Source organism: Marinobacter sp. F3R08 (assembly GCF_018860425.1).
Classification (GTDB): domain Bacteria; phylum Pseudomonadota; class Gammaproteobacteria; order Pseudomonadales; family Oleiphilaceae; genus Marinobacter.
This window is the reverse complement of the sequence record NZ_JAHKPI010000020.1, coordinates 178,626-199,250: the sequence shown is the minus strand read 5'-3', so window position 1 is coordinate 199,250 and position 20,625 is coordinate 178,626. Positions and strand designations below refer to the sequence as shown.

Below are 20,625 nucleotides of genomic sequence, written 5' to 3'. Positions count from 1 at the left end.
ACGTCTGCTGGTGCTGGAAGACGGCATGGCGCAGCCGTTGGACAGCTTTGTGTCGCTGTTGCAGGATCCCGGCGGTGAGCTGACGTTTGAGCAGGTACGCAGAGAAACCAACGCTTTTGAGGCAACAGAGCCAGGTGACCTCCATCAGGGCTACACGCCTGACGTGTTCTGGATGCGAATTGAAGTGGCGTCCCGCTCGAGCCGGCGTCTGGACCGAATACTTGAGTTTACTTACGCCTATCTGGACGACATTCGCCTCTATCGGGTGAATCCCGATGGCACGTTTGAACGGATGCGGTCAGGGCGTACCCTGGCGCCGGCAGATCGAGTTGTGAGTCATCGCAAACCGGTGTTTCCTCTTTCGTTTGAGCCTGGGGAGCGGGTGACGCTGTATCTGCGGATAAGCACCCATGCCAGCATGACTCTCAACGCCCGTTTGGCGCCGACCTTTACCTTCTACGAAGACAGTGATCAGGAATATGTCTGGCTGGCATTGTATTTTGGAATGCTGGTGGCGTTAGGGGCTTATAATTTCCTGCTGTTTCTTGGTACCCGCCAACGTTCTTTCCTGTTGTATTCGCTGTTTGTTTTCAGCTTTGGTATCGCCGCCTCCAGCATGAATGGCCTGGGGCCTTTGCTGTTGTGGCCCGGAATGGTCGGGGAGTGGGGTAACCGCATTCTGCCAACCGGGTATACCCTGGCCGCGACCCTGGCGGTGATGTTTGCCCGCAGCTTTCTGAATATGCGCCGGATTGCTCCGCGCTGGGACCGGGCGCTGTTGGTCCTGGCAATCTGTTGGTGGTCTGGGACTCTGGTAACACTGCTGGTGCCAGTGCAGGACGCTCTGAAGATCATGTCAGCGATGGGCGTGTTGACCACCGTATTCCTGATAACCAGCGGCATTGCAGGTATACGTTATCGCATTCCGGCGGCCCGGATATATTTGCTGGCCTGGTTGATGCTATTGGTGGGCGCAGCGTTGCTGTCGGTCCGTAATCTGGGCTGGATCCCGTCCAATTTTTTCACGGTGTACGGCCTGCAGGTAGGCTCCGCCATTGAGATGGTCCTGCTGTCCTTTGGCCTGGCGGCCCGGTTTAACGAGCTCAAGCGTCAGAAGGAGAGGGCTCAGCGCAAGTTGGTGCTATCACTGCAGCGACAGGAGCGTGAACTGGAACAGCGGGTTATTCAGCGTACGTCAGAGTTGGAGGTCGCCAAGGCCGAACTGGAACGCCGGGTAGTGAAAGACCCGGTCACCGGGCTCTACAATCGTTATGGCCTGATGATTCATCTTGAAAAATACACACAGCGGGCGTGTCGGAGGGATGAACTTCTGGCGGTGATCCTGATCGATCTGGATGGCTTTAAGGCGGTGAATGACCGGCACGGCCATGAAGCGGGGGATGTCTTGCTGGCGGCCATTGCTCAGCGCTTGCAGAAAGAGGCGAGGGAAAGTGACTGCGTGGCCCGCATGGGGGGGGACGAATTTGTGGTGGTCACCGAGAACGTTGTCTCGGAAGCCAGCGTTCTGGAAATCGGCCAGCGGTTACGCGAAACCATCACGCAGCCGGTAACTCTGCCTTCGGGACAGTCGGTCCGGGTTGGCGCCAGCGTGGGTATCTGCACTGGCCGGGGTGGGGAACAGTCCGGCAATGACCTGATTCGAGGCGCGGATGAGGCCATGTACCGGGTTAAAAAGACGCGAAAAAACGACGTTTGTCTGTTGGATTAGGAGGTGGGCACAGCCAGCATTGTCAGATGGGTTACGCCATGTTCGCAATCAGGCTGCGTTGATATCTAACAGATCTTTGGACAAGGGCCGAGAGCCCCCGGTAGGTTTCCGGGGGGCTCGACTCTAGTCAGCCTCTGGCTAAACTCTCACCAAAATACGCCCACCCTGACTGAGTATTCTGGATTCAAGGTTGAATCTATGCGTTGACCTTCTGGAAGGTACTTCCACATCGGGCAGAGACGCCGATATCCAGGCACAAAGCCTGCTCCAGTTCATCTGCTCTCAGCGACTGCTTGGCCCGCTAACGCGCCCATGACGACTGCGCTCAGTAAACCATTTCCTGACAGATAACCGCTGTCTCCCGCGCCAGATACGCCCCGAGCTGCTCCGCCTGCAGCAAACAAATTAGGAAGTCTCTCGCCTCGCTCATCGAGTACTCGGCCATTGGCAAGTATCTCAAGTCCGCCTTGAGTATGAAAAAGTGCGCCGGTCACTTTGATCACATGGTAGGGCGGCACTAATTCCTGAACTGCAGGGAAGGTTCGGCCAAAGCGGTCTGCGGTTCCATTCGTCTGCAGCGTTCGAATCTCATCAAAGACCTGGTGAACGTCTGCTGACGGGAGTTGCAGCTTTTTTGCCATATCATCTATCGACTGGAAAACTTTCACGGCTCCCGCGGCATGTGCATTACGATAGTCTTCGAACTGCAGGCATTGCTCATGAATGCGCTCGTCAAAAACGTTGAAAGCGACGCCTTCAGGTTGAGAGAGAACCTTTGCGGCCTGCTCGGAATAGCCACCATGTTCGTTAGAAAATCGTTGGCCGTGCAGATTAAGCTGAACGCCACCCTGCATCATGACCGCCCACGAAATAAGAGTCTGATGCGGCCACGCGAGAGATCCATGGCCTTGATAAGCTGCAAGGTCTTTCAGGCTGGCATTCAGGGCTTTACCCCATAGAATTGCCTCACCTTGATTACCTTCATGGCCGTAATACAGAGCACTCTTCATCTTTGGAATGTGTTGGCCGATCAGTTCGGGATTACCTCCGTATCCATTGCATGCGAGTAACAGGTTTTTGCAGCCAATCGTTTCGATGTTGCCGTCAGGACGTTGATACGAGATCCCATGAACCCGTTTTTCTTTATCAATATGCAGGGTGGTTACCCTTGCTTCAGTCAGGATCGGAAGCTCTGCCTTTTCTGCTGCGTTCAACAAACACGCCATAAGCTCTTCACCGGTACGCCGTGGAGTGCAATGCATTCGCATGCTTGTATGGCCCGGATAAAGAAACCCCTCAACTAATTCGAAAGGGATGTTATGTTCATCCGCCAGCCACTCAATCACTTTTCCAGAAGCCTCCGCCAACGCCTTTACAATTGCTGGATCAGATTCGTGACCGTTCTTTCGGGCAATGTCCTCAGCCATTTGCTCAGGGCTGTCTTGAACACCTGCGGCCTTCTGAAAGCGGGTGTTGGCTGCGGGCACGAAGCCAGAGGACATGAAGGTGCTGCCTCTCGGAGTGTCATCGCGCTCAAGAATCACGGTTTCTATTCCGCGAGACATTGCAGCCAGGCCGGCGACAAGACCGCAAGCACCACCACCTACAATCACCAGTGGAACTTCGAGTTCAAAATCTATTGAGCTGCCATCTTCTCTGACATCTGCCATGGATCAGCCCTCCCGAAGCGTTTGCTGTTTGACAGCGTCGAAAATCTCTCCGGCTGTCGCTTGCCAAACCCCCGAATGGCTCATTATGTATTCCAGTACCAATTCCAGGCTGCGGATACGATGCGGCTGGCCGATTAACCAAGGGTGAATGTTTAAAGCTAACATTCGCCCCCCCTGACTATTGGACTCTTCCAGGAGAAAGTCGAAAGCATCTTTAACTTGTTCTACCCAGGAGTCTTCCGAGTGCAGGTTCTGGCCAATGATGAATTGATCCTCAATCTCAGTGGACAGTGGCATCATGGTCAGTGGGCCGCGTTCGGTGTCGAAGCGGTAGGGCATGTCATCGTTTACCCAGTCGCAACAGTACTCTATGCCATTTTCTGCCAGCAGTTCCGGCGTGTTCCAGCTTTGGTTTTTTGCTGGGCTCAGCCAGCCGCGAACCGGTGAGTCTACGAGACGTCGAAGAGTGTCAACAGATCGTTTTACTATCTCGGACTCCTCTTCGATATCCTGGCCACCATAGTGAAGGTGATCCATGTTCCAGCCGTGACAGATAAATTCGCCACCGGCTTCTTCGAGTTGTTCCATCAGGTAGGGGGTTTCGAGGGCCAACTGACTGTTGATGGCAAAGGTTGGTTTTATATCGTAACGTTCGAAAGCCTTCAGGCAGCGATAGATACCCACTCTATTGCCGTAATCCCGCAACGTGAAGTGGCGCAGATCCGGGTAGGGCATGGTCATGCCGTTGGGTACTTTGAAAGGTTTTCCCCGCTGATTCAGAGGATAAAACTGCAGCGAAGTGTTAATCCAAACGGCCAGCGTTTTGCCATTGCCCCACTGAACAGGCGGTCGATCGGTAAGCATTGACCATTGGAAACGGTTGTGGTCGTGGCCATAGGAACGTTTTGAATATTCAAGATAGTTCTTGTCGAGGGTCATTTTGCAAGCCTCTTTTTGTTCTCAATGTCCGCCAGCGTGGAATCGTAATGATGAGTTATGTAGTGCTCGGCAATCTCTCTGCCGGTGGCAACCCAAACGTCGCTGTGTCCAGTGATGTATTCCAACGCCTCCTCAAAAGCTTTCATCCGATGAGGGCAGCTAACCTGATAGTTGTGCGTTGGAATGCACATAACGGTACCTGATTCTTTGCCTTCCTCGTAAAGGCGATCAAAGTGCCGCTTCAGCATCGTGGCGTAATGACGAGGCTCTACTTTGTTAACGGCGTATACGATGGTGTCGTTCATTTCCAGGGAATAGGGCATCGAAATGAACTGCTTGCCATTGCGAACACGGACCGGGGTGGGTTGATCATCGTGGAAGAGATCGCACGTATAGAAGCCTGCTTCGTTCCCAAACAGGTCTGATCCTGCCTCAGCAAATAGATCCAGGGTTCGCTCGGAATGCGACAGTGCTGGAGCCAAATACCCTGCGCATTTTTGACCTGTATGCCTATGAATGGTTTCAATAGAGTCGCGAATCATTTCACGCTCTTGTTCTTCGCTTAGGCCATAGGTATATCGGGTGTTGTAAATGCCATGGCTGAACAACTCCCAGTCTCTGTCGCAAACCATTTCAATGATTTCTGGATGGTGCTCACACAAAGCCACCGAGAGGGACACTGAGCCTCGGATGCCATACTTGTCCAATAAATCCATCTGTCGGCGATGGCCGACCCGGTTTCCATAATCGCGAATTGTATAGCCAGGTAAGGCCGGGCTTGGCTGTGGCCAGGCCTTTCGGTGAGGGTTGTTTGGTGGGTCAAGCTCGTAAAATTCAATGTTGGGCGCAACCCAAAAAGCCACTTTTGCGCCATTGGGCCATTCGATTTTGGGGCGATTATGGTAGGGCCAATAATCGTACACTCCCAGACTCTCTTTCATAACATTCAGCCTCTTGTTTCCGTGAGTCCATAGCGGCGACCATGTCCTTGGATGGGGCCGCCGCGTACAGAATCAGCAGGTCCGCTCAGTCCTTCGGTGCGGCCGTTTCGTCCAGCCAGTTCAGGACGTCATTAACCTTCATCACGTCGGCGTATTTGAGGTGCAGGTCTGTCAGGTTGGCGTAGTGGTAACTTTCATGCTTGTCCGCGACGCATTCCTCAGGGACGATAGTTCGGTACCCGCGCGAAAGGCTTTCAACTGCAGTTGCCCTGATACAGCCGGAGGTTGATCCACCGGTAATGATGACGGTGTCGACCTGATGCCAGACCAGCAGAGACTGCAATGGGGTCTCGAAAAACGCAGAAGGCATCCGTTTGGTGTAGATCACGTCCTTGGCCGTGTCTATGTCAACGCGCTCGTCGAAAGCAGCTCGATCAGACCCATATTTAATATTCTGAAGCGAGTCGGGAGTGTCGGTGCGCGTGCCCCATACACCTGCGTCTTCCGCCGAGTCCAAGAAGGATACGTGGGTCCATACAACGGGCCACCCCAGAGCACGGAATCGCTTGGCAAGCTCGTTTACGTACTCCAGCTGACGAGGATCTGTCTCGTAGGCTGTTTTGTACAAGTCTGTGCGTGTGTAGGACTTTTGTGGATCTACGTTAACCAGTACCGCTTTTTTGCCGAATCCAAAAGGAACCCTCTGTGGGTTTTGCATCACCTCGTGGAAAATTTCTTTTGCAGTTTTGTCTGTGGTAATCATGTTAGCGTTCCTGAATTCTGTTGAGTTCCGGTTTCAGCGTGAAGAGTCTTCGTATTGTTGCCCTAATTCCAGCATATCTTTGGTGCCCAGATAATCGTTGAGCTGCTGGAAATCCAGCATCCGATCCCGGAAATTATTGGTCGTACCGTCGCGCTTGAGAGTGTCAAAGAAATTGGATGCCATGTGCGTGAATGCACGCACCAGCGCTCCTGGGAATATCACCAGAGAAAACCCCATGTTTTGAAGCGCTGAGGCATCTTGAAGTGGAGTGTCTCCCCCCTCAACCATGTTCGCCATCACGGGTGTTTTTCCTTTGAAAAGACCCATAACGAGGTCAATCTGGTCGGACGAGCGGATTCCTTCCACGAAAATCAGATCGGCTCCTGCTTCATGATAAGCCTGAGCGCGTTCCAGAGCTTTCTCGATACCTTCGGTCGCTATGGCATCAGTTCGACCTATAATCAAAGTCTGATCGCTTAACCTTGCATCCAGGGCGGCCTTGATTTTGCCTACCATCTCGCCCTTGCTTACCAGAGTTTTACCGCGCAGGTGACCGCACCGTTTTGGATAGGTTTGGTCTTCCAGTTGAATTGCATTCGCGCCAGAACGTTCTAGCAAGCGTACGCTTCGCATGACGTTTAGTGCATTACCAAACCCCGTGTCACAGTCGACAACGATCGAGATATCACTACGTTCACGAATGTGGGCAAGCGTGTCGTTTACTTCAGTTAAACTCATGAGCCCGATGTCGGGGCGTCCAAGTTTGGTGTAGGCAAGACTGGCACCGGACAAATAAACCGTATTGAAACCCGCCTGTTCAGCCAAGGATGCGCTTAGAGCATCGTAAACGCCGGGAGCCACTACAATGTCAGGGCCCTGCAGTCGGGTTTTGAGGCTGGTGTCAGCATTGATTGAATGTGTATGAAGCATGATTGTTTTATTGACCTATTGACCATGTTGGAGTGATGCGGATGTATCTGGATCCGTGGAACGTGATTAATTTCTGATGTGTCTCATCGCCGGATCTCAGCCAGATCATTCCAGACATCCTGGCGCACCAAAACGTCATCCCGAACTTCAAATCTATCGATGAAACGAACGTTTTTGAAGGCGCTCCCGTCCGGCAGTTCGCCAGCCAGAGTGCCGATGACGAAGACTTGAATAGCTTCCATTTCGTAGGCAACGGTAACGGAATCCAGTGTCTTCTGAACAAAGCGATAACGGCTCTGAGACCACTCTACTAATTGATTCAGAGAGGAGAACTCGGCACTTCCGGGGAAAGTCATTACAAAATTGTCGCTTAGGTAACTTTGTGCTGTATCGAGCTGGCGCTGCTCCATAGCCGTCAAGTAGCTTTGTACTAAAAGCGAGGGGTCTTTTGTGCCACTGCCTGGTTTTCTGATCTCACCGCCGCGGGAATAATCTTCGCTATTGAATTCGTTAATCCAAACGGAAATGGCTTCCGGCTTGGCTTTGGTGATGCCTCCGATTACTGCCGTGAGAGCCTTGGATAAGCGTCCCTTCAGTGCATCGCTGTAGCCCGACAGCAAGTTGACCTGTAACATCGGCATTGGAAATCCTCTTCTTGAGTGAAGACGTTCTCGGTTCTTGTTTGACTGTTTTCCTGTTCTATTAATAATACATTTATATGTGCTATTCCTGTGAGCTGTCAAGTGTTGATGGCCGGGTAATCCTTGAGGTAGATCATATGGCGACATCCTTACAAGTGAGCGGCCCTGGTGGCACGAAGTCTCATCAGCTGTTCCTTTTGTTGAAAGATGCTATTTCTAGCGGGCGCATGGCTCCGGGTACGAAAATCCCTGGGGAACTCAAGTTGGCGGATGAGCATCAGGTGTCGCGTGTGACGGTGCGTCGAGCCCTGGAAGCCCTGACTGCTGAGGGGCTCATAATGCGAAAGCCAGGTGTTGGAACTCTGGTCTGTGAGCAGCCGATTGGAGCCACGGTGATGACTGCGAGTGTATCCAACCTGCTTCCGAACATTTCGAAAATGGGAGAAAACTCGCGCGTTCGCCTGTTGGAGTTTGGCTACGGGAATCCTCCGGAGGGCGTCCGTGAGCGGCTTCGTTTGAATGGGAATGATCGCACCCAGAGGTCTATAAGGGTGCGACTGGCTGAGGAAAAGCCGTTTTCATACCTGACTACTCATGTTCCAGAGCGCATAGCTATCAGTTACAACGAAGATGAGTTGGCAACAACACCACTGTTTAACTTGCTTGAGCGCAGTGGTGTCCATCTGGATCACGCCACACAAAGCATCTCCGCCACTCTGGCAAATAAGGATGTCGCGGAGGCACTGGGTGTTGCTGTGGGGTCGCCGCTAATCTCGTTGACCCGAGTGGTTTACGATAAAGAAGGAAAGGGTGTGGAGCATCTCCATGCTTTGTACCGCCCGGACCGCTACCGCATAGAAATCGATTTGTGTCGTGCCGATGGTGAGGACGGCCGGTATTGGCAGCCCCTGGCGCCAGATCAGACCTGAGCGCTGTAGGGAGCCGGTCAGGTAAAAACGAACTTCATCTAATCAGTGACAGTTGACATCATCTGAAATCTTGTTATACCTTCATCTGTATCGTAAATAATACATTTAATGATCACAATAAAAGACAGCCCGATAGGCCCATGGCGGTAACGGCTGACAAGGATCTACGGATCAAAACGATCACAGAATGAGAGAAGGGCAATGGCAGGTAAGACACTGTTTGACAAGATTTGGCAGGCCCATGAAATTTGCCAGAATGAAGAAGGTCAAAGCTTGTTATGGGTCGACCGACACTTGGCTCATGAGGGTTCTTTTCACGCGTTTAATAAGCTTGCTGAAAGAAACCTTCCAGTTCTCCATCCCGAATGCACTATCGGCATTGCCGACCATTACGTACCTACCAATAGCCGCAACCTAATCGCAGTTCAGCCAAAAGTTCGAAGTGTCATTCAACAGCTGATCGACAATACACGTCGCCATGACGTGACGCTGATTGGTTTGGATGATCCGCGCCAGGGGATTGTGCATGTAGTCGGCCCTGAGCAAGGCATTACACAGCCTGGATTGTTGATGGTTTGTGGTGATAGCCACACATCTACACACGGAGCACTCGGTGCTCTGGCATTCGGAATAGGTGCTTCGGAAGTGGCGCATGTTTTGGCTACGCAGACGCTTTGGCAAACGAAACCAAAGCGGATGCGCATTACTGTGTCCGGAACCTTAACTCCTGGTGTAACTGCCAAGGATATTGCACTTTCTTGGATTGCAAAGTTGGGAGCTGATGGTGCACGTGGCTACGCCATTGAATATGCGGGTGACGTGGTTGAGGAATTGAGCATTGAAGCTCGTTTGACGCTTTGCAATTTATCCATAGAAGGGGGCGGCCGTTGCGGGATGATCGCTCCGGATGAAAAAGCAATTAATTATGTTTCCGGGCGGGCATATGCTCCGAAAGGCAAGGATCTGGAACTCGCAGTCGAGTACTGGCGAACTCTCCGCAGCGACGATGATGCCGAGTTTGATCGCGAAATTGTATTAAATGGCGAAGATATCGCACCGACCGTTACATGGGGAGTCTCGCCGGAACAAGCTCTGCCGATTGATAGCGTTGTTCCTGACCCTGCTGTTGCTGATTCTGTCTCAAGCGCCCGCCAGATCCAGGACAGTCTGGACTACATGGGGTTAACTCCCGGCCAGAAGCTAACGGATATTCAGGTTGATAAGGTTTTCATTGGTTCATGTACGAACGCTCGTCTTGAAGATCTTAGGGCGGCTGCAGATGTTTTGAGGGGTAAGACGTCCAAGGTGCCAGGAATCGTCTCGCCGGGTTCAACTTTGATCAAGGTTAAGGCCGAGGCAGAGGGTTTGGATAAGGTTTTTACAGACGCTGGGCTGGAGTGGCGTGAATCGGGTTGCTCGATGTGCGTGGGTATGAATGGTGATCTCATTGCCAGCGGAGAGCGTTGTGCGTCCACAACGAATCGAAACTTTAAGGGACGACAAGGGCCCGGCTCGCGAACGCATCTAATGTCGCCAGTGATGGTCGCTGCGGCGGCGTTAACAGGACATTTGTCTGATATTCGAAATCTGCGGAGCTGATTGTCCATGAAACCTATCAACAAACTGTCATCACTGGCGTGCCCGATGGCGCTGGAGAACGTCGATACCGACCAGCTGATTCCTGCCCGTTTCATGAAAGAGTCCCGGGATGCCGGATACGGTGGCTTTTTACTTCATGACCTGCGCTTTGGAGATTCGGGGGCACAGAAAGACTTCATCCTTAACCATGTAGATGCATCGAGCTCACAAATTATGGTGGCCAGACGCAACTTCGGTGCAGGTTCGTCTCGGGAAGCGGCTGTCTACGCACTGGCTGACTTTGGCTTTCGGTGCGTGATAGCGCCGAGTTTCGGAGACATTTTTGCTTCGAATTCCGTGAATAATGGGCTATTGCCTGCCTTGGTTTCTGAAAAAGACTGTGAGTATCTACTTTCGGCTTTGGGCGGGGAGTTGCGTCAAGTGTCCGTGGATTTGCAAGAACAAAGCATAACGCTTGGCAACATTAAGGTTCCGTTCGATATCAACCCGACCTGGAGGCTTAAGCTGCTGAATGGATGGGACGACATCGACCTGACTATGGCAGAGACGCCAAAGATAAAACGTTTCAGAGAAAATTATCTGCATCAGTACCCCTGGCAGGGGTAAATCGGGCGGCACGAGGCCCACTTTCATTACGATAGAAAACAAACACGAGAGGTTGCAATGAAAATTAAGAATATTGTTATTACTGCTGGAATGTCCATGCTTTTCTCTGCAGTTGCTATGGCAGAGCAGGAGATCAAAGCAGTTCACGCCTTCCCCTCGTCCCTGATTTATTCTCAGAGCTTTTTGGATTTTGTTGAGAAGGTCAACGAAGAAGGCAAAGGAATCATACAAATCCGTGTTCTTGGCGGCCCCGAAGTCATTGGCCTCTCGCAACAGCCTCAGTCAGTTGTAAATGGTGTGGTTGACATGGCTTACACAGCGGCAAGCTTTTATGCGGGAAAGATTCCTGAACGCGACGCACTGATTTCTTCCAACACCAACGCCATTTATGCTCGTGAGTCGGGCGGTATCGACCTGTTGAATGAAATTCACCAGGAGAAAATGGGTGTGTATTACCTCGGATGGTTCGATAGCGGTGTTAACTACAACCTCTACACCATTAATGAGCCAAAGCTGAATGATGACGGAAGCCTTGATATGTCGGGTATTCGTCTGCGCAGTAATCCAGTATACGACGCCTTTTTCACCGACTACCTGAAGGCTCAGCCGATAAGCCTGCCGACCACCGACGTATATTCGGCTCTGGAGCGGACTGTGGTTGATGCGACTGGTTGGACTCAGATTGGTATGAGCGACCTGAACTGGGACAAGTTCCTGAACTACCGCATCGATCCTGCATTTTACTCCACCGATATGGGTGTGATCATTAACCTGGATAGCTGGAATGAGCTCACGGATGACGCAAAAGAAGTCTTGCAGCGCGTTGCGATTGAGCACGAGCGGGAAAGCGCAGAAAAGTTTGCCAGTGTTTCCGCCGAGCAGCAGTCTGAGCTCGTGGACAATGGTATGACTCCGGTTGTTCTGAAAGATGATGCGGCCGCCCGTTACCTTCAGGCGGCGAAAGATGCGTCATTGAATCGGATGCGCGTTCGCATGGAGCAGCATCCAGATGGCTTGACGCACTATGATGACCTGGTCGAAAAGTTCAATAAGCCAGCTGCAAAATAGTCCGGATTCGCCCGGCTTCGGCTGGGCTATTTCCAATTTTGATGACGAGTACTCCTATGTCTCCCGTTGTTCGTCTCTACGACAGGTTCGTCGATGCTCTGGCAGTGATCTCTGGATTGATGCTGATCTGGTTGATGATTGCCGTGGTTCTGTCGGTTCTAATTAGGAACGTTGGCGCACAACCGCCGGCCTGGTTGTTTACTTCAACCGAATACTCAATGTTTTACCTTACTTTGTTGGGGGCGCCGTGGTTGGTTCGTGAAAAAGGGCATGTGTTCGTAGAAATCGCGATAACCCGCCTTCCTCCGTTACTGCTGAGTGCGTTATCTCGGATAGTTATGTTTATCTGTGCGGGGATCTCGCTGGTGTTGGCGTGGAAAGGTTTAGAGCTGGTTATTTCCAATATTCAGGATGGTGATTACGACGTTCGCTTTTACTTCATCCCAATGTGGATTTTCACGATTACCTATCCAATTAGTTTCTCGTTAATGGCCGTGGAGTTCACACGTTTTATTTTCTCCAAGACGCCTTTCCATAGCGCCGAAAACGGGGACGTTTGATATGGCTTGGTTTGAAGCACTGGCTTTCCTTCTTTCTGTTGTTCTGGTTCTGATGTTGCTTGGCGCACCGGTTGCCTTCGCCTTTATAGGGGCGAATTTGGTTGGCGCCTGGGTTTTCATGGGGGGCGACTCGGGGTTGACCCAGGTCCTCAATAATGGATTCGGAGCCCTTTCTTCCTTTGGGCTGGTTCCTATTCCTCTATTTCTTCTTATGGGCGAGTTGTTTTTCAGAACTGGTCTCGGCATGAGAATGTTCAATGCTATAGACCAATTGATGGGGCGCGTGCCTGGCCGGTTGTCTTACGTGACCGTAGTCGGTGGGACGGCCTTTTCTACGCTTAGTGGTTCTTCGATGGGCTCGACCGCTTTGCTGGGCTCATTGCTGGTGCCAGAAATGGAGCGCCGTGGCTATAAGCGGTATATGTCCATAGGACCTATTTTGGGAACGGGTGGCCTTGCCATCATTATTCCTCCATCCGCGATTGCAGTGTTATTGGCGACGTTGGCAAAGATTGATATCGGTGATGTGCTGATCGGTGGGATTCTTCCAGGCCTGATATTAGCGGGGTTCTATGTGGTCACCATTTGGCTCAAGACTAAATGGAATCCTGATGCTGCGCCGGCATACGATGTGGAGCCCGTGCCATGGGCTTTAAAGCTGAAGTTTTTGGCTCGCGATATTTTGCCAATGCTGAGCATAATCATAATGATCGTAGTCATGATGCTGACCGGATTCGCAACCCCCTCAGAGTCCGCAGCATTCGGTGCGTTGGGTGTTCTTGTCTTGGCAGCCTGTTTCAAAGGTTTGTCTATTGAGACATTTAAACTGTCTGTGATCGGGGCTCTCAAGGTAACCCTGATGGCTTACTTGATAGTTTTCGGGTCAGCAACCTTTAGCCAGTTGCTCGCTTTCTCTGGTGCATCGAGTGGTCTGATCCAGTGGGCGATCGGGTTTGATCTTTCCCCAATGCTTATGTTGCTTGCGATGTTTCTTGTGTTGCTGGCGCTTGGCACCTTTATGGAAGCTATTTCCATTATGATGATTACAGTGCCTTTTTTCTTTCCACTGGCAGAGTCTCTGGGTTTTGATCTGATCTGGTTCGCGATAATAACGTTGGTTGCTTTGGAGGTGGGCTTCTCAACGCCTCCCCTCGGGCTCAACCTGTTCGTTATGAAAGGTGTTGCGCCGCCGGGCACCACAATGAAAGAGATCTATCTGGCATCTATCCCCTACATCATCTGTTCGTTGGTGTTGGTCGGATTGATGGTGTTGTTTCCCTCAATAGTTACGTGGTTGCCAAGCCTCTCTTTCGAGTAACCATAAATCGATACTCACTCCTGCCATGATGCAGGGGTGAGCTTTCGGGAGCGCTCAGATCAGTTCGTAACACCTAAAAAATACTGGTTTAACCGGCCCTCTAGCTCTTTGTTGAAATGCTCAGCAGATTTCATGTGTTCGTACATCAGATCGCGGGCTAACTCCGCTTTGCCTTCACGGAACGCCTCAATAAGCTGTTTGTGATAGGCAATGTTAGCGCAGGAGAACTCGCGTTGCTCCGGCAGCGCGGATTTCTTGAAGATTACCAAGTCACGGATCATGTCGTTCACGAAGCGACCAATGAATGCAAGCATGGCATTGCCACAGCGCTGAGCCAGAAGAACATGAAAATCAAGTTCAGCAATGCGTTGAGACAAGCGTTCGTCGAACGTTTCTGGTTCTTCCTCGCATTTTTCAACCAATTTGACGAGAGCGTTTAAATCGTCCGGACTCAAGCGAGGGGTTGCCAGCATGGCAATTTCTGGTTCTACGAGGGTGCGTAATGCGTAAATGTCAGGCCCGGAAGGCTGCTCAAAATGCAAAAAGTTCCGGAGAAGCTCGCTTGCTTTTTCGTAGGGTACCCGCTCAAGAAGGGCGCCACCATTGGGGCCGGTGCGAATGGATACCAGGCCTTGGACCTCTAAAGACTTTAAAGCTTCGCGAACCGTCCCCTTCGAGCAGTCAAACTGCTCCATCAATTCACGTTCGTTGGGAAGACGATCTCCCGGTTGCATCTTGTTCTGTGCTACCCAGCGCTTAACCGACTCTACTATTTGATCTGACCGCTTGATCCTTTTGGGAATCCGTAGGCTCTTATCAATCATCAGGTTTGGCTGTCTCCAAATTAAAACATCATTTTGCCACAGGGATGATTTTTTTACGATCCGGTTGAATTATTGTATTTATTAGTATAAATATACCGACCATATCACCGCTATCGTGAAAATTGTGGCGGTTCCTAGTGAAGTCATTTCCACATCGGAGGTTTATATGTCGAATTCATCGGGTTTTAACTGGGAAGATCCGCTGCTCCTTAGCCAGCAGCTGAGCACTGAGGAGCGCCAGATTTCTGAGGCGGCGAGGGCTTATTGCGAGCAGAAGTTACGGCCGCGCGTGTTGACGGCTTATCGCGAAGAGCGGTTTGATCGTGAAATTCTGAATGAAATGGGTGAAATGGGTTTGCTTGGCGCTACCGTAGCAGAGGAATACGGTGGGGCCGGGTTGAACCATGTCGCATACGGCCTGATTGCCCGCGAAGTTGAGAAAGTTGATTCTGGCTATCGTTCCGCCATGAGTGTTCAGTCGTCTCTGGTTATGTATCCGATCGAAGCCTACGGCTCAGAAGAGCAAAAGAAGAAGTATCTGCCGAAACTGGCGAGCGGTGAGATGGTTGGATGTTTTGGGCTTACTGAGCCGGATCACGGCTCTGATCCAGGGTCTATGAACACGCGTGCCAAAAAAGTTGATGGTGGCTACGTGTTGACTGGTTCAAAGATGTGGATCACCAACAGCCCAATTGCCGACATTGCAGTGGTATGGGCAAAGTCTGAGGCTCACGACGGAAAAATCCGCGGTTTTATCGTTGAGCGAGGTGTTGAAGGCTTCTCTACTCCCAAAATTGAGGGCAAGTTGAGTCTGCGCGCATCCATCACCGGAGAGATCGTACTGGATGAGGCTTTTGTTCCTGAAGAAAATCTGCTGCCCAATGTAAGCGGGCTCAGGGGTCCGTTTGGTTGTCTGAACAAGGCTCGTTACGGCATCGCATGGGGAGTGCTGGGTGCGGCAGAGTTCTGTTGGCATGCAGCCCGCCAGTACACGTTGGACCGCAAGCAATTCGGTCGACCACTTGCGGCAAATCAGCTGATTCAGCTTAAGCTGGCCAATATGCAGACAGATATCGCATTGGGTTTGCAGGCTGCGCTTCAGGTTGGGCGGTTGATGGATAGCGGTAACTGGGCGCCTGAGATGGTCTCCTTGATTAAGCGAAATAACTGCGGCAAGGCGCTGGATGTGGCTCGCCTGGCTCGCGACATGCACGGTGGTAATGGAATCGCCGACGAATTTGGCGTAATGCGTCATATGGTGAATCTGGAAACCGTAAATACCTACGAGGGCACCCATGATGTCCACGCCTTGATTCTCGGCCGTGCTCAAACTGACATTCAGGCGTTCTTTTGATCACGACAATTAAAAGGGCGGGGCTCTTCTGCCCCGCCTGGGAGGATCATCATGCATAAGCCCCTAGCGGGTATTCGCATTCTAGACCTTTCTCGAATTTTGGCAGGCCCCTGGTGTAGCCAACATTTGGCAGATCTTGGGGCTGAGGTGATTAAGGTTGAGCATCCCGGCCGAGGTGACGACACCCGGGGGTGGGGGCCGCCCTACCTCAATGAAGTGCATGAAGCGGCGTACTATCTCTCGGCCAATCGAGGCAAGCGCTCTATTGGGATCGATATTGCTCATCCTGAAGGGCAGGCTTTGATTCGAGAGCTGGTGTCTTCGTGTGACGTCCTGTTGGAGAATTTTAAAGTTGGTGGTTTGAAGCGCTATGGGTTGGATTACGAAAGCCTTAAGCAAATCAAGCCTGACCTGATTTACTGCTCCATTACCGGTTTCGGACAGAACGGCCCCTATGCAAACCGTGCGGGGTACGACTTTTTGCTCCAGGGGATGGGGGGCATGATGGAGATCACAGGAAAGCCCGATGATGAGCCGGGAGGTGGTCCCATGAAAGTGGGAGTGGCAGTGGTCGATCTGTTCACGGGCATGTATGCGGCCACCTCGATTCTGTCTGCCTTGTTGGGGCGCAATCGGACGGGAGAAGGCACTTGGATTGATGTTGCCTTGATGGATGTCCAGGTAGGGGTGCTTGCCAATCAGGGACTAAATTATCTCACCTCTGGTAAGTCACCAAGCCGTCTTGGTAATTCGCACCCAAACATTGTTCCCTATCAAGCGTTTGCGACTGAGGACGGGCATATCATTCTGGCAGTCGGAAACGACTCGCAGTTTCAGCGTTTCTGTGAGGTGGCTGGTGTGCCTCTGCTGGCCTCTGATGATCGTTTCGCTACAAATCGGAGCCGTGTGCAAAATAGACAGCTTCTGGTTCCACAGATTGAGCGCCTTCTCCGTGCCAAACCCTCCAAGTTCTGGCTTGAAGTGCTTGAACAAGAAGGTGTCCCATGCGGACCAATTAATAATATTGAACAGGTCTTTGCTGATCCCCAGGTCCAACACAGAGGGATGAGGCTTCAGATGGAGCACCCTGAAGTTGGTGAGATGAGTTTGGTGAGCAATCCCGTTCGGTTCAATGACAAACATTTGAACGCTGATGCTCCTCCTCCCAAGCTGGGCGAACATACTCAAGACGTGCTTTCTCGATTGTTCCCGGATCGTGAAGACTATATCGAATCGCTTCGCTCAAAAGGCGTGATCAAGTAGATCGGTACTTTTCTGAGCTGCAGCCAGCTGGCTGCAGCTTCTGGTTAGCCCTACGACCTTTCGTTCCCTCATCGCTCTTCTCCAACTCTGCATTTCTATCCCCCCTCATGTTTACTGGTAGGACAAATGCGCCTACAAATAAAGATCATTTAATTGTATTGAAAAAAATACATCTACGTGTATTCTTGGGTCTGTATCAAAAAAAGAAAGAAAGCAATCAGGAGGTTCACCTACTAAGCGGGCTTTTCGGCCGCGCAAGGCTAGTCGGTCTACTTCTTAGAGCCAAAACAATGAACGCCAACGAGACCTACTTGAGGGGACTTTATGAGTAAGAACGTATCAAGAACATTTTCCGCCGTATCCTTGGGCGCCGCGTCGCTGCTGGTTGCCTCAACTGCCAGTGCTTTCGACTTCAAGGTAAATGAGACAGATGTAGACGTTTACGGTTACGCCAAGCTGGACGTCATTTATGATGTAGATGCAAATCTCAACAATGCAATCATTCGCAGCAATATTAAGATGGATGGCGAGCCTGGTGTTGATGGCCACACTACCTTGAGCGCTAATCAGAGTAGGCTGGGGATCACCACGACGACGATGGTTGGAGGTCACACTCTTAAGACTAACATTGAAGGTGATTTCTACGGTGGTGGTGGTTTCACTGGAGGCGGTGGTGAGTTCCGTCTTCGCCACGCTTACGGTGTGTGGAACGGTATCCTTGCCGGACAGACCTGGAGTAACTTTGGCAATGTGCTGAGCTGGTTTCCGACAGTAGACTTCAATGGTCCTCTGGCTACAGGTGGTGGCCGTCAGGCACAAATTCGTTACACCACGGGTAATTTTTCATTCTCGCTGGAGGATCCCGAGGTTGGCGGTTCTGCGATTTCGGAGGGAACCAATCAGTATCGCATTCCTGATTTAACTGCTCGATATCAGGCTGCTGCGGGCCCGGTTAATTTTGCAATTGCAGGTCTGGCACGGTTCCTTGAATACGATGCTGAAGGCTCCTCTGTGAGTAACCCTAACTGGAGCGATGACTCCGCGACAGGTTGGGGCGTAACGCTGGAAGCGAACACCAAGCTGACCGACGCTATCACGGTCCGGGGTTCTCTGACCCATGGTGATGGCATTGGTGGATATCTGTATCTCACCCCAGCGTCGCAAACTGGTTATGTCGATAATCAGGGCAACCTGGAAACGATCGAGGCGACCGGTGGTGGTGTGAGTTTGAGCGTTGCAGCTGGTCCTGGCTCATTCAACCTGGGTTATGGTGTCGTGGTTACGGATCTGGACGACGCTTTTGCTGAGGGTGCCGTTCAGGGCTCAGCCGATGAGCGCTATTCCAGCACGTTTGTGAACTATATCTGGTCTCCGTATGACCAAATCACCTATGGCCTGGAAGCTGGTCACCACGTTGCTAAGCAAGTAAATGGTGAAGATGGTGATGCGGTTCGCCTGCAAGCCATGGTGATGTTTGGGTTCTAACGCAGTTCCCGAGTAGTCGGAATTCTTCTTTTGAGTTGTTGCTCTGCACTTTTTGCCCCGGCGGTCCCTCCCCGGGGTTTTTTCTTGGTTCAGATTGGGAATTTGACGTATGCGACTGTCCCTGCACTTGTCTTGGCATCAAAAATTGAATGTTCTGATGATGGCCACCCCTATAGGGTTATCCCTCATCGTAGGCGTCGTGATCTGGGGGCTGTCGGAAGTATCGTCGTCCTATCGTGCCCTGTATCAGGTGCTGGAATACAAAGATAAATCCGGCGAAATGTTGTTGGAGTGGAGCGCTGTTGAGAAAGAGATTGCGACCATGGGAGCAGCCGATATTGAGCGTATAAAGCGGGATTTATCCTCCCTGGGAGAACGCTCCGAGGGATTGGTCGATAGTGCAAATAATCTGGGGGACTCTGTATTGGTGGGCACCGCCAGGGAGATTGCGGCTGCCACAGTAACCTATCTCAAATTGCGCGCACAGTGGCTGGAGTATTTGCAGATTCTCGGCTTCTCAGACAGCGACGGTGTCAGAAAGACGCTAGAGGAGGCCATTGCTGAGTTGGAGGGATTATCTATTAGCGTACTTGAACAGCCTGTAAAAACTTTGATTGCTGATGCCCGGCAGTACGCAGGTACTCGAACGCCTTTTCTGGCCGATCAAACCAGAAAAAACCTCGAGAGTCTGGGCGCATTGGTAGAAAAATACGGATGGGAGGACAGTGTCATAGGTGAGGCCGTGAGTCAGTTCGGCCTGGTGTTTGATCAAACCCAGATTGTAGTGTCAGAAATTCTCGACATAGAACAATCATTGCAAATGACAAGCGAAGGTTTGCAGAGGGTGCTCGAGGCACAGAGCGAAAGAATGCAGGAAGGTCTGATTCAAAATTACATTGTGGTCGCACAGGATGCGAAGAGTTCGGCGAACATCGCAAGCGTAGCGACAGCACTTTTCTTCGCCCCAGTTTTGATGGTGTCTTTGATTCTTATTTCCCGCACCCTGGTCGGACGTTTGAACTCTGTTGTGGAGCTGCTCTCTCGGGTGTCGGCTGGAGACCTTACTCAGCGGCTGACGTTAGGAGCAAATCCTCGCGATGAGTTTAACCGGTTAGGTGCAGCAGCCAATCAAATGATTGAGGATGTTGGAATTCTACTGAGAGACTCAATCCGTAGTACCGAAGCTTTACTTGAGGTTCGCGCGGAATTATCGAGGACCACAGAGCGGCTCAAAAGAAGCAGCGAGTCTGTCGAGCAGCAAACTGAGCAGGCGGCGACAGCAACCCAGGAAATATCAGTGACTGTCAATGATGTTGCACGCCGAACTGCAGAAGTTGGTGAGGCGATGCAGAAAACGAATGATACCGCCAAAGTGGGCGAAAAGAATATCGATCAGAGTGTTGCGAATCTGGGGGAACTGTCGGGCCTGATTCAAGATTCACATCAACATTTGGCGTCACTGCATCGCGCTAGTGAACAGGTCACTGGAATCATTGATGTAATAGATGGGCTTGCGGGCCAGACTAACCTTTTGGCGTTGAATGCAGCGATCGAAGCTGCGAGGGCTGGAGAGGCTGGCCGGGGATTTTCTGTCGTTGCAGATGAAGTCCGTACCCTCGCTCAGAAAACAGTCACGGCCACAAACAATATATCTGACATTATCAGTGAACTGAACCAGGCGACATCGAGCATGGATAAGCAGATGGAGGACGGTGTCCAGGCTGCCAGCCAGAGCGCAGGGCAAGGCACCGAGATTTCAAGAACCATCACGCAGATTGTGTCTTCTGTGGATGAACTCACCGCTGAGATGGACCAAGTGGTTGTGGCGATAGAGGAGATATCGGCTACCACTGAAGACATCGCCCAGAAAGTGGACTTGGTGCGTGAGCAGAGTATGGAGTCTCGGGCGATCAGTCTGGAGCTTGAGCGCCAGAGTACATTGCTGTCAGATCATGCGGAGCGGCTTCAGTCGAGCAATAGTCGATTTAGTATTGACTTGGTGTAGC

General features: G+C 51.5%; 18 protein-coding genes. 11 read left to right on the top strand and 7 right to left on the bottom strand.

The window, feature by feature from the left end; all coding sequences use genetic code 11:
• The first annotated feature begins 25 nt into the window (after nt 1-25).
• Nucleotides 26-1,729, top strand: a complete 1,704-nt coding sequence (locus tag KO499_RS13275; RefSeq protein WP_215984233.1) for a 7TM diverse intracellular signaling domain-containing protein — start codon at nt 26-28, stop codon at nt 1,727-1,729.
• Between the two features lie 272 nt (nt 1,730-2,001).
• On the opposite strand, the gene KO499_RS13270 is transcribed toward KO499_RS13275, so the two are convergent.
• The 6 genes from KO499_RS13270 to KO499_RS13245 all read right to left on the bottom strand — a co-directional run bounded on the left by KO499_RS13270 (nt 2,002) and on the right by KO499_RS13245 (nt 7,613).
• A complete protein-coding gene (locus KO499_RS13270) occupies nt 2,002-3,399 on the bottom strand; it encodes an FAD-dependent oxidoreductase (RefSeq protein ID WP_215984232.1) in 1,398 nt (465 codons plus the stop codon).
• A 3-nt stretch (nt 3,400-3,402) separates the two neighbouring features.
• Entirely contained in the window at nt 3,403-4,338 is a 936-nt protein-coding gene (locus tag KO499_RS13265; RefSeq protein WP_215984231.1) for a polysaccharide deacetylase family protein, read from the bottom strand.
• Complete coding sequence (locus tag KO499_RS13260) at nt 4,335-5,279, bottom strand: polysaccharide deacetylase family protein (protein ID WP_215984230.1); 945 nt, start codon at nt 5,277-5,279, stop codon at nt 4,335-4,337. The genes KO499_RS13265 and KO499_RS13260 overlap by 4 nt, the downstream gene beginning before the upstream one ends.
• Nucleotides 5,280-5,364: 85 nt before the next feature.
• Nucleotides 5,365-6,042, bottom strand: a complete 678-nt coding sequence (locus KO499_RS13255; protein ID WP_215984229.1) for an isochorismatase family protein — start codon at nt 6,040-6,042, stop codon at nt 5,365-5,367.
• A 33-nt stretch (nt 6,043-6,075) separates the two neighbouring features.
• Nucleotides 6,076-6,972 (bottom strand): isocitrate lyase/PEP mutase family protein, encoded by an 897-nt coding sequence (locus KO499_RS13250; protein WP_215984228.1) that lies wholly within the window; start codon nt 6,970-6,972, stop codon nt 6,076-6,078.
• A gap of 83 nt (nt 6,973-7,055) precedes the next feature.
• On the bottom strand, nt 7,056-7,613 hold the full coding sequence (locus KO499_RS13245; protein WP_215984227.1) for a nuclear transport factor 2 family protein: 558 nt from the start codon (nt 7,611-7,613) through the stop codon (nt 7,056-7,058).
• A 137-nt stretch (nt 7,614-7,750) separates the two neighbouring features.
• Between KO499_RS13245 and KO499_RS13240 the strand changes: the two genes are divergently transcribed.
• The 6 genes from KO499_RS13240 to KO499_RS13215 all read left to right on the top strand — a co-directional run bounded on the left by KO499_RS13240 (nt 7,751) and on the right by KO499_RS13215 (nt 13,693).
• Complete coding sequence (locus KO499_RS13240) at nt 7,751-8,542, top strand: GntR family transcriptional regulator (RefSeq protein WP_215984226.1); 792 nt, start codon at nt 7,751-7,753, stop codon at nt 8,540-8,542.
• A gap of 201 nt (nt 8,543-8,743) precedes the next feature.
• Entirely contained in the window at nt 8,744-10,141 is a 1,398-nt protein-coding gene (gene leuC / locus KO499_RS13235; protein ID WP_215984225.1) for a 3-isopropylmalate dehydratase large subunit, read from the top strand.
• Nucleotides 10,142-10,147: 6 nt separating this feature from the next.
• Complete coding sequence (gene leuD / locus KO499_RS13230) at nt 10,148-10,747, top strand: 3-isopropylmalate dehydratase small subunit (RefSeq protein WP_215984224.1); 600 nt, start codon at nt 10,148-10,150, stop codon at nt 10,745-10,747.
• Between the two features lie 57 nt (nt 10,748-10,804).
• Complete coding sequence (gene dctP / locus KO499_RS13225; protein WP_215984223.1) at nt 10,805-11,815, top strand: TRAP transporter substrate-binding protein DctP; 1,011 nt, start codon at nt 10,805-10,807, stop codon at nt 11,813-11,815.
• A 56-nt stretch (nt 11,816-11,871) separates the two neighbouring features.
• Nucleotides 11,872-12,375 (top strand): TRAP transporter small permease, encoded by a 504-nt coding sequence (locus KO499_RS13220; protein ID WP_228339949.1) that lies wholly within the window; start codon nt 11,872-11,874, stop codon nt 12,373-12,375.
• 1 nt (nt 12,376) lies between these two features.
• Nucleotides 12,377-13,693, top strand: a complete 1,317-nt coding sequence (locus KO499_RS13215; RefSeq protein WP_215984222.1) for a TRAP transporter large permease — start codon at nt 12,377-12,379, stop codon at nt 13,691-13,693.
• A gap of 59 nt (nt 13,694-13,752) precedes the next feature.
• Here the strand turns inward: KO499_RS13215 and KO499_RS13210 are convergent, their stop codons facing one another.
• Nucleotides 13,753-14,517, bottom strand: coding sequence for a FadR/GntR family transcriptional regulator (locus KO499_RS13210; protein ID WP_215984221.1), 765 nt, complete (start codon nt 14,515-14,517; stop codon nt 13,753-13,755).
• Nucleotides 14,518-14,683: 166 nt separating this feature from the next.
• Between KO499_RS13210 and KO499_RS13205 the strand changes: the two genes are divergently transcribed.
• The 4 genes from KO499_RS13205 to KO499_RS13190 all read left to right on the top strand — a co-directional run bounded on the left by KO499_RS13205 (nt 14,684) and on the right by KO499_RS13190 (nt 20,624).
• Complete coding sequence (locus KO499_RS13205; RefSeq protein WP_215984220.1) at nt 14,684-15,871, top strand: acyl-CoA dehydrogenase; 1,188 nt, start codon at nt 14,684-14,686, stop codon at nt 15,869-15,871.
• A gap of 51 nt (nt 15,872-15,922) precedes the next feature.
• Nucleotides 15,923-17,134, top strand: coding sequence for a CaiB/BaiF CoA transferase family protein (locus KO499_RS13200; RefSeq protein ID WP_215984219.1), 1,212 nt, complete (start codon nt 15,923-15,925; stop codon nt 17,132-17,134).
• Nucleotides 17,135-17,458: 324 nt separating this feature from the next.
• Nucleotides 17,459-18,619 carry a DcaP family trimeric outer membrane transporter gene (locus tag KO499_RS13195; RefSeq protein ID WP_215984218.1) on the top strand — a complete coding sequence of 387 codons (1,161 nt, stop codon included), beginning with the start codon at nt 17,459-17,461 and terminating at the stop codon, nt 18,617-18,619.
• Between the two features lie 109 nt (nt 18,620-18,728).
• Entirely contained in the window at nt 18,729-20,624 is a 1,896-nt protein-coding gene (locus KO499_RS13190; RefSeq protein WP_215984217.1) for a methyl-accepting chemotaxis protein, read from the top strand.
• Nucleotide 20,625 lies beyond the last annotated feature (1 nt).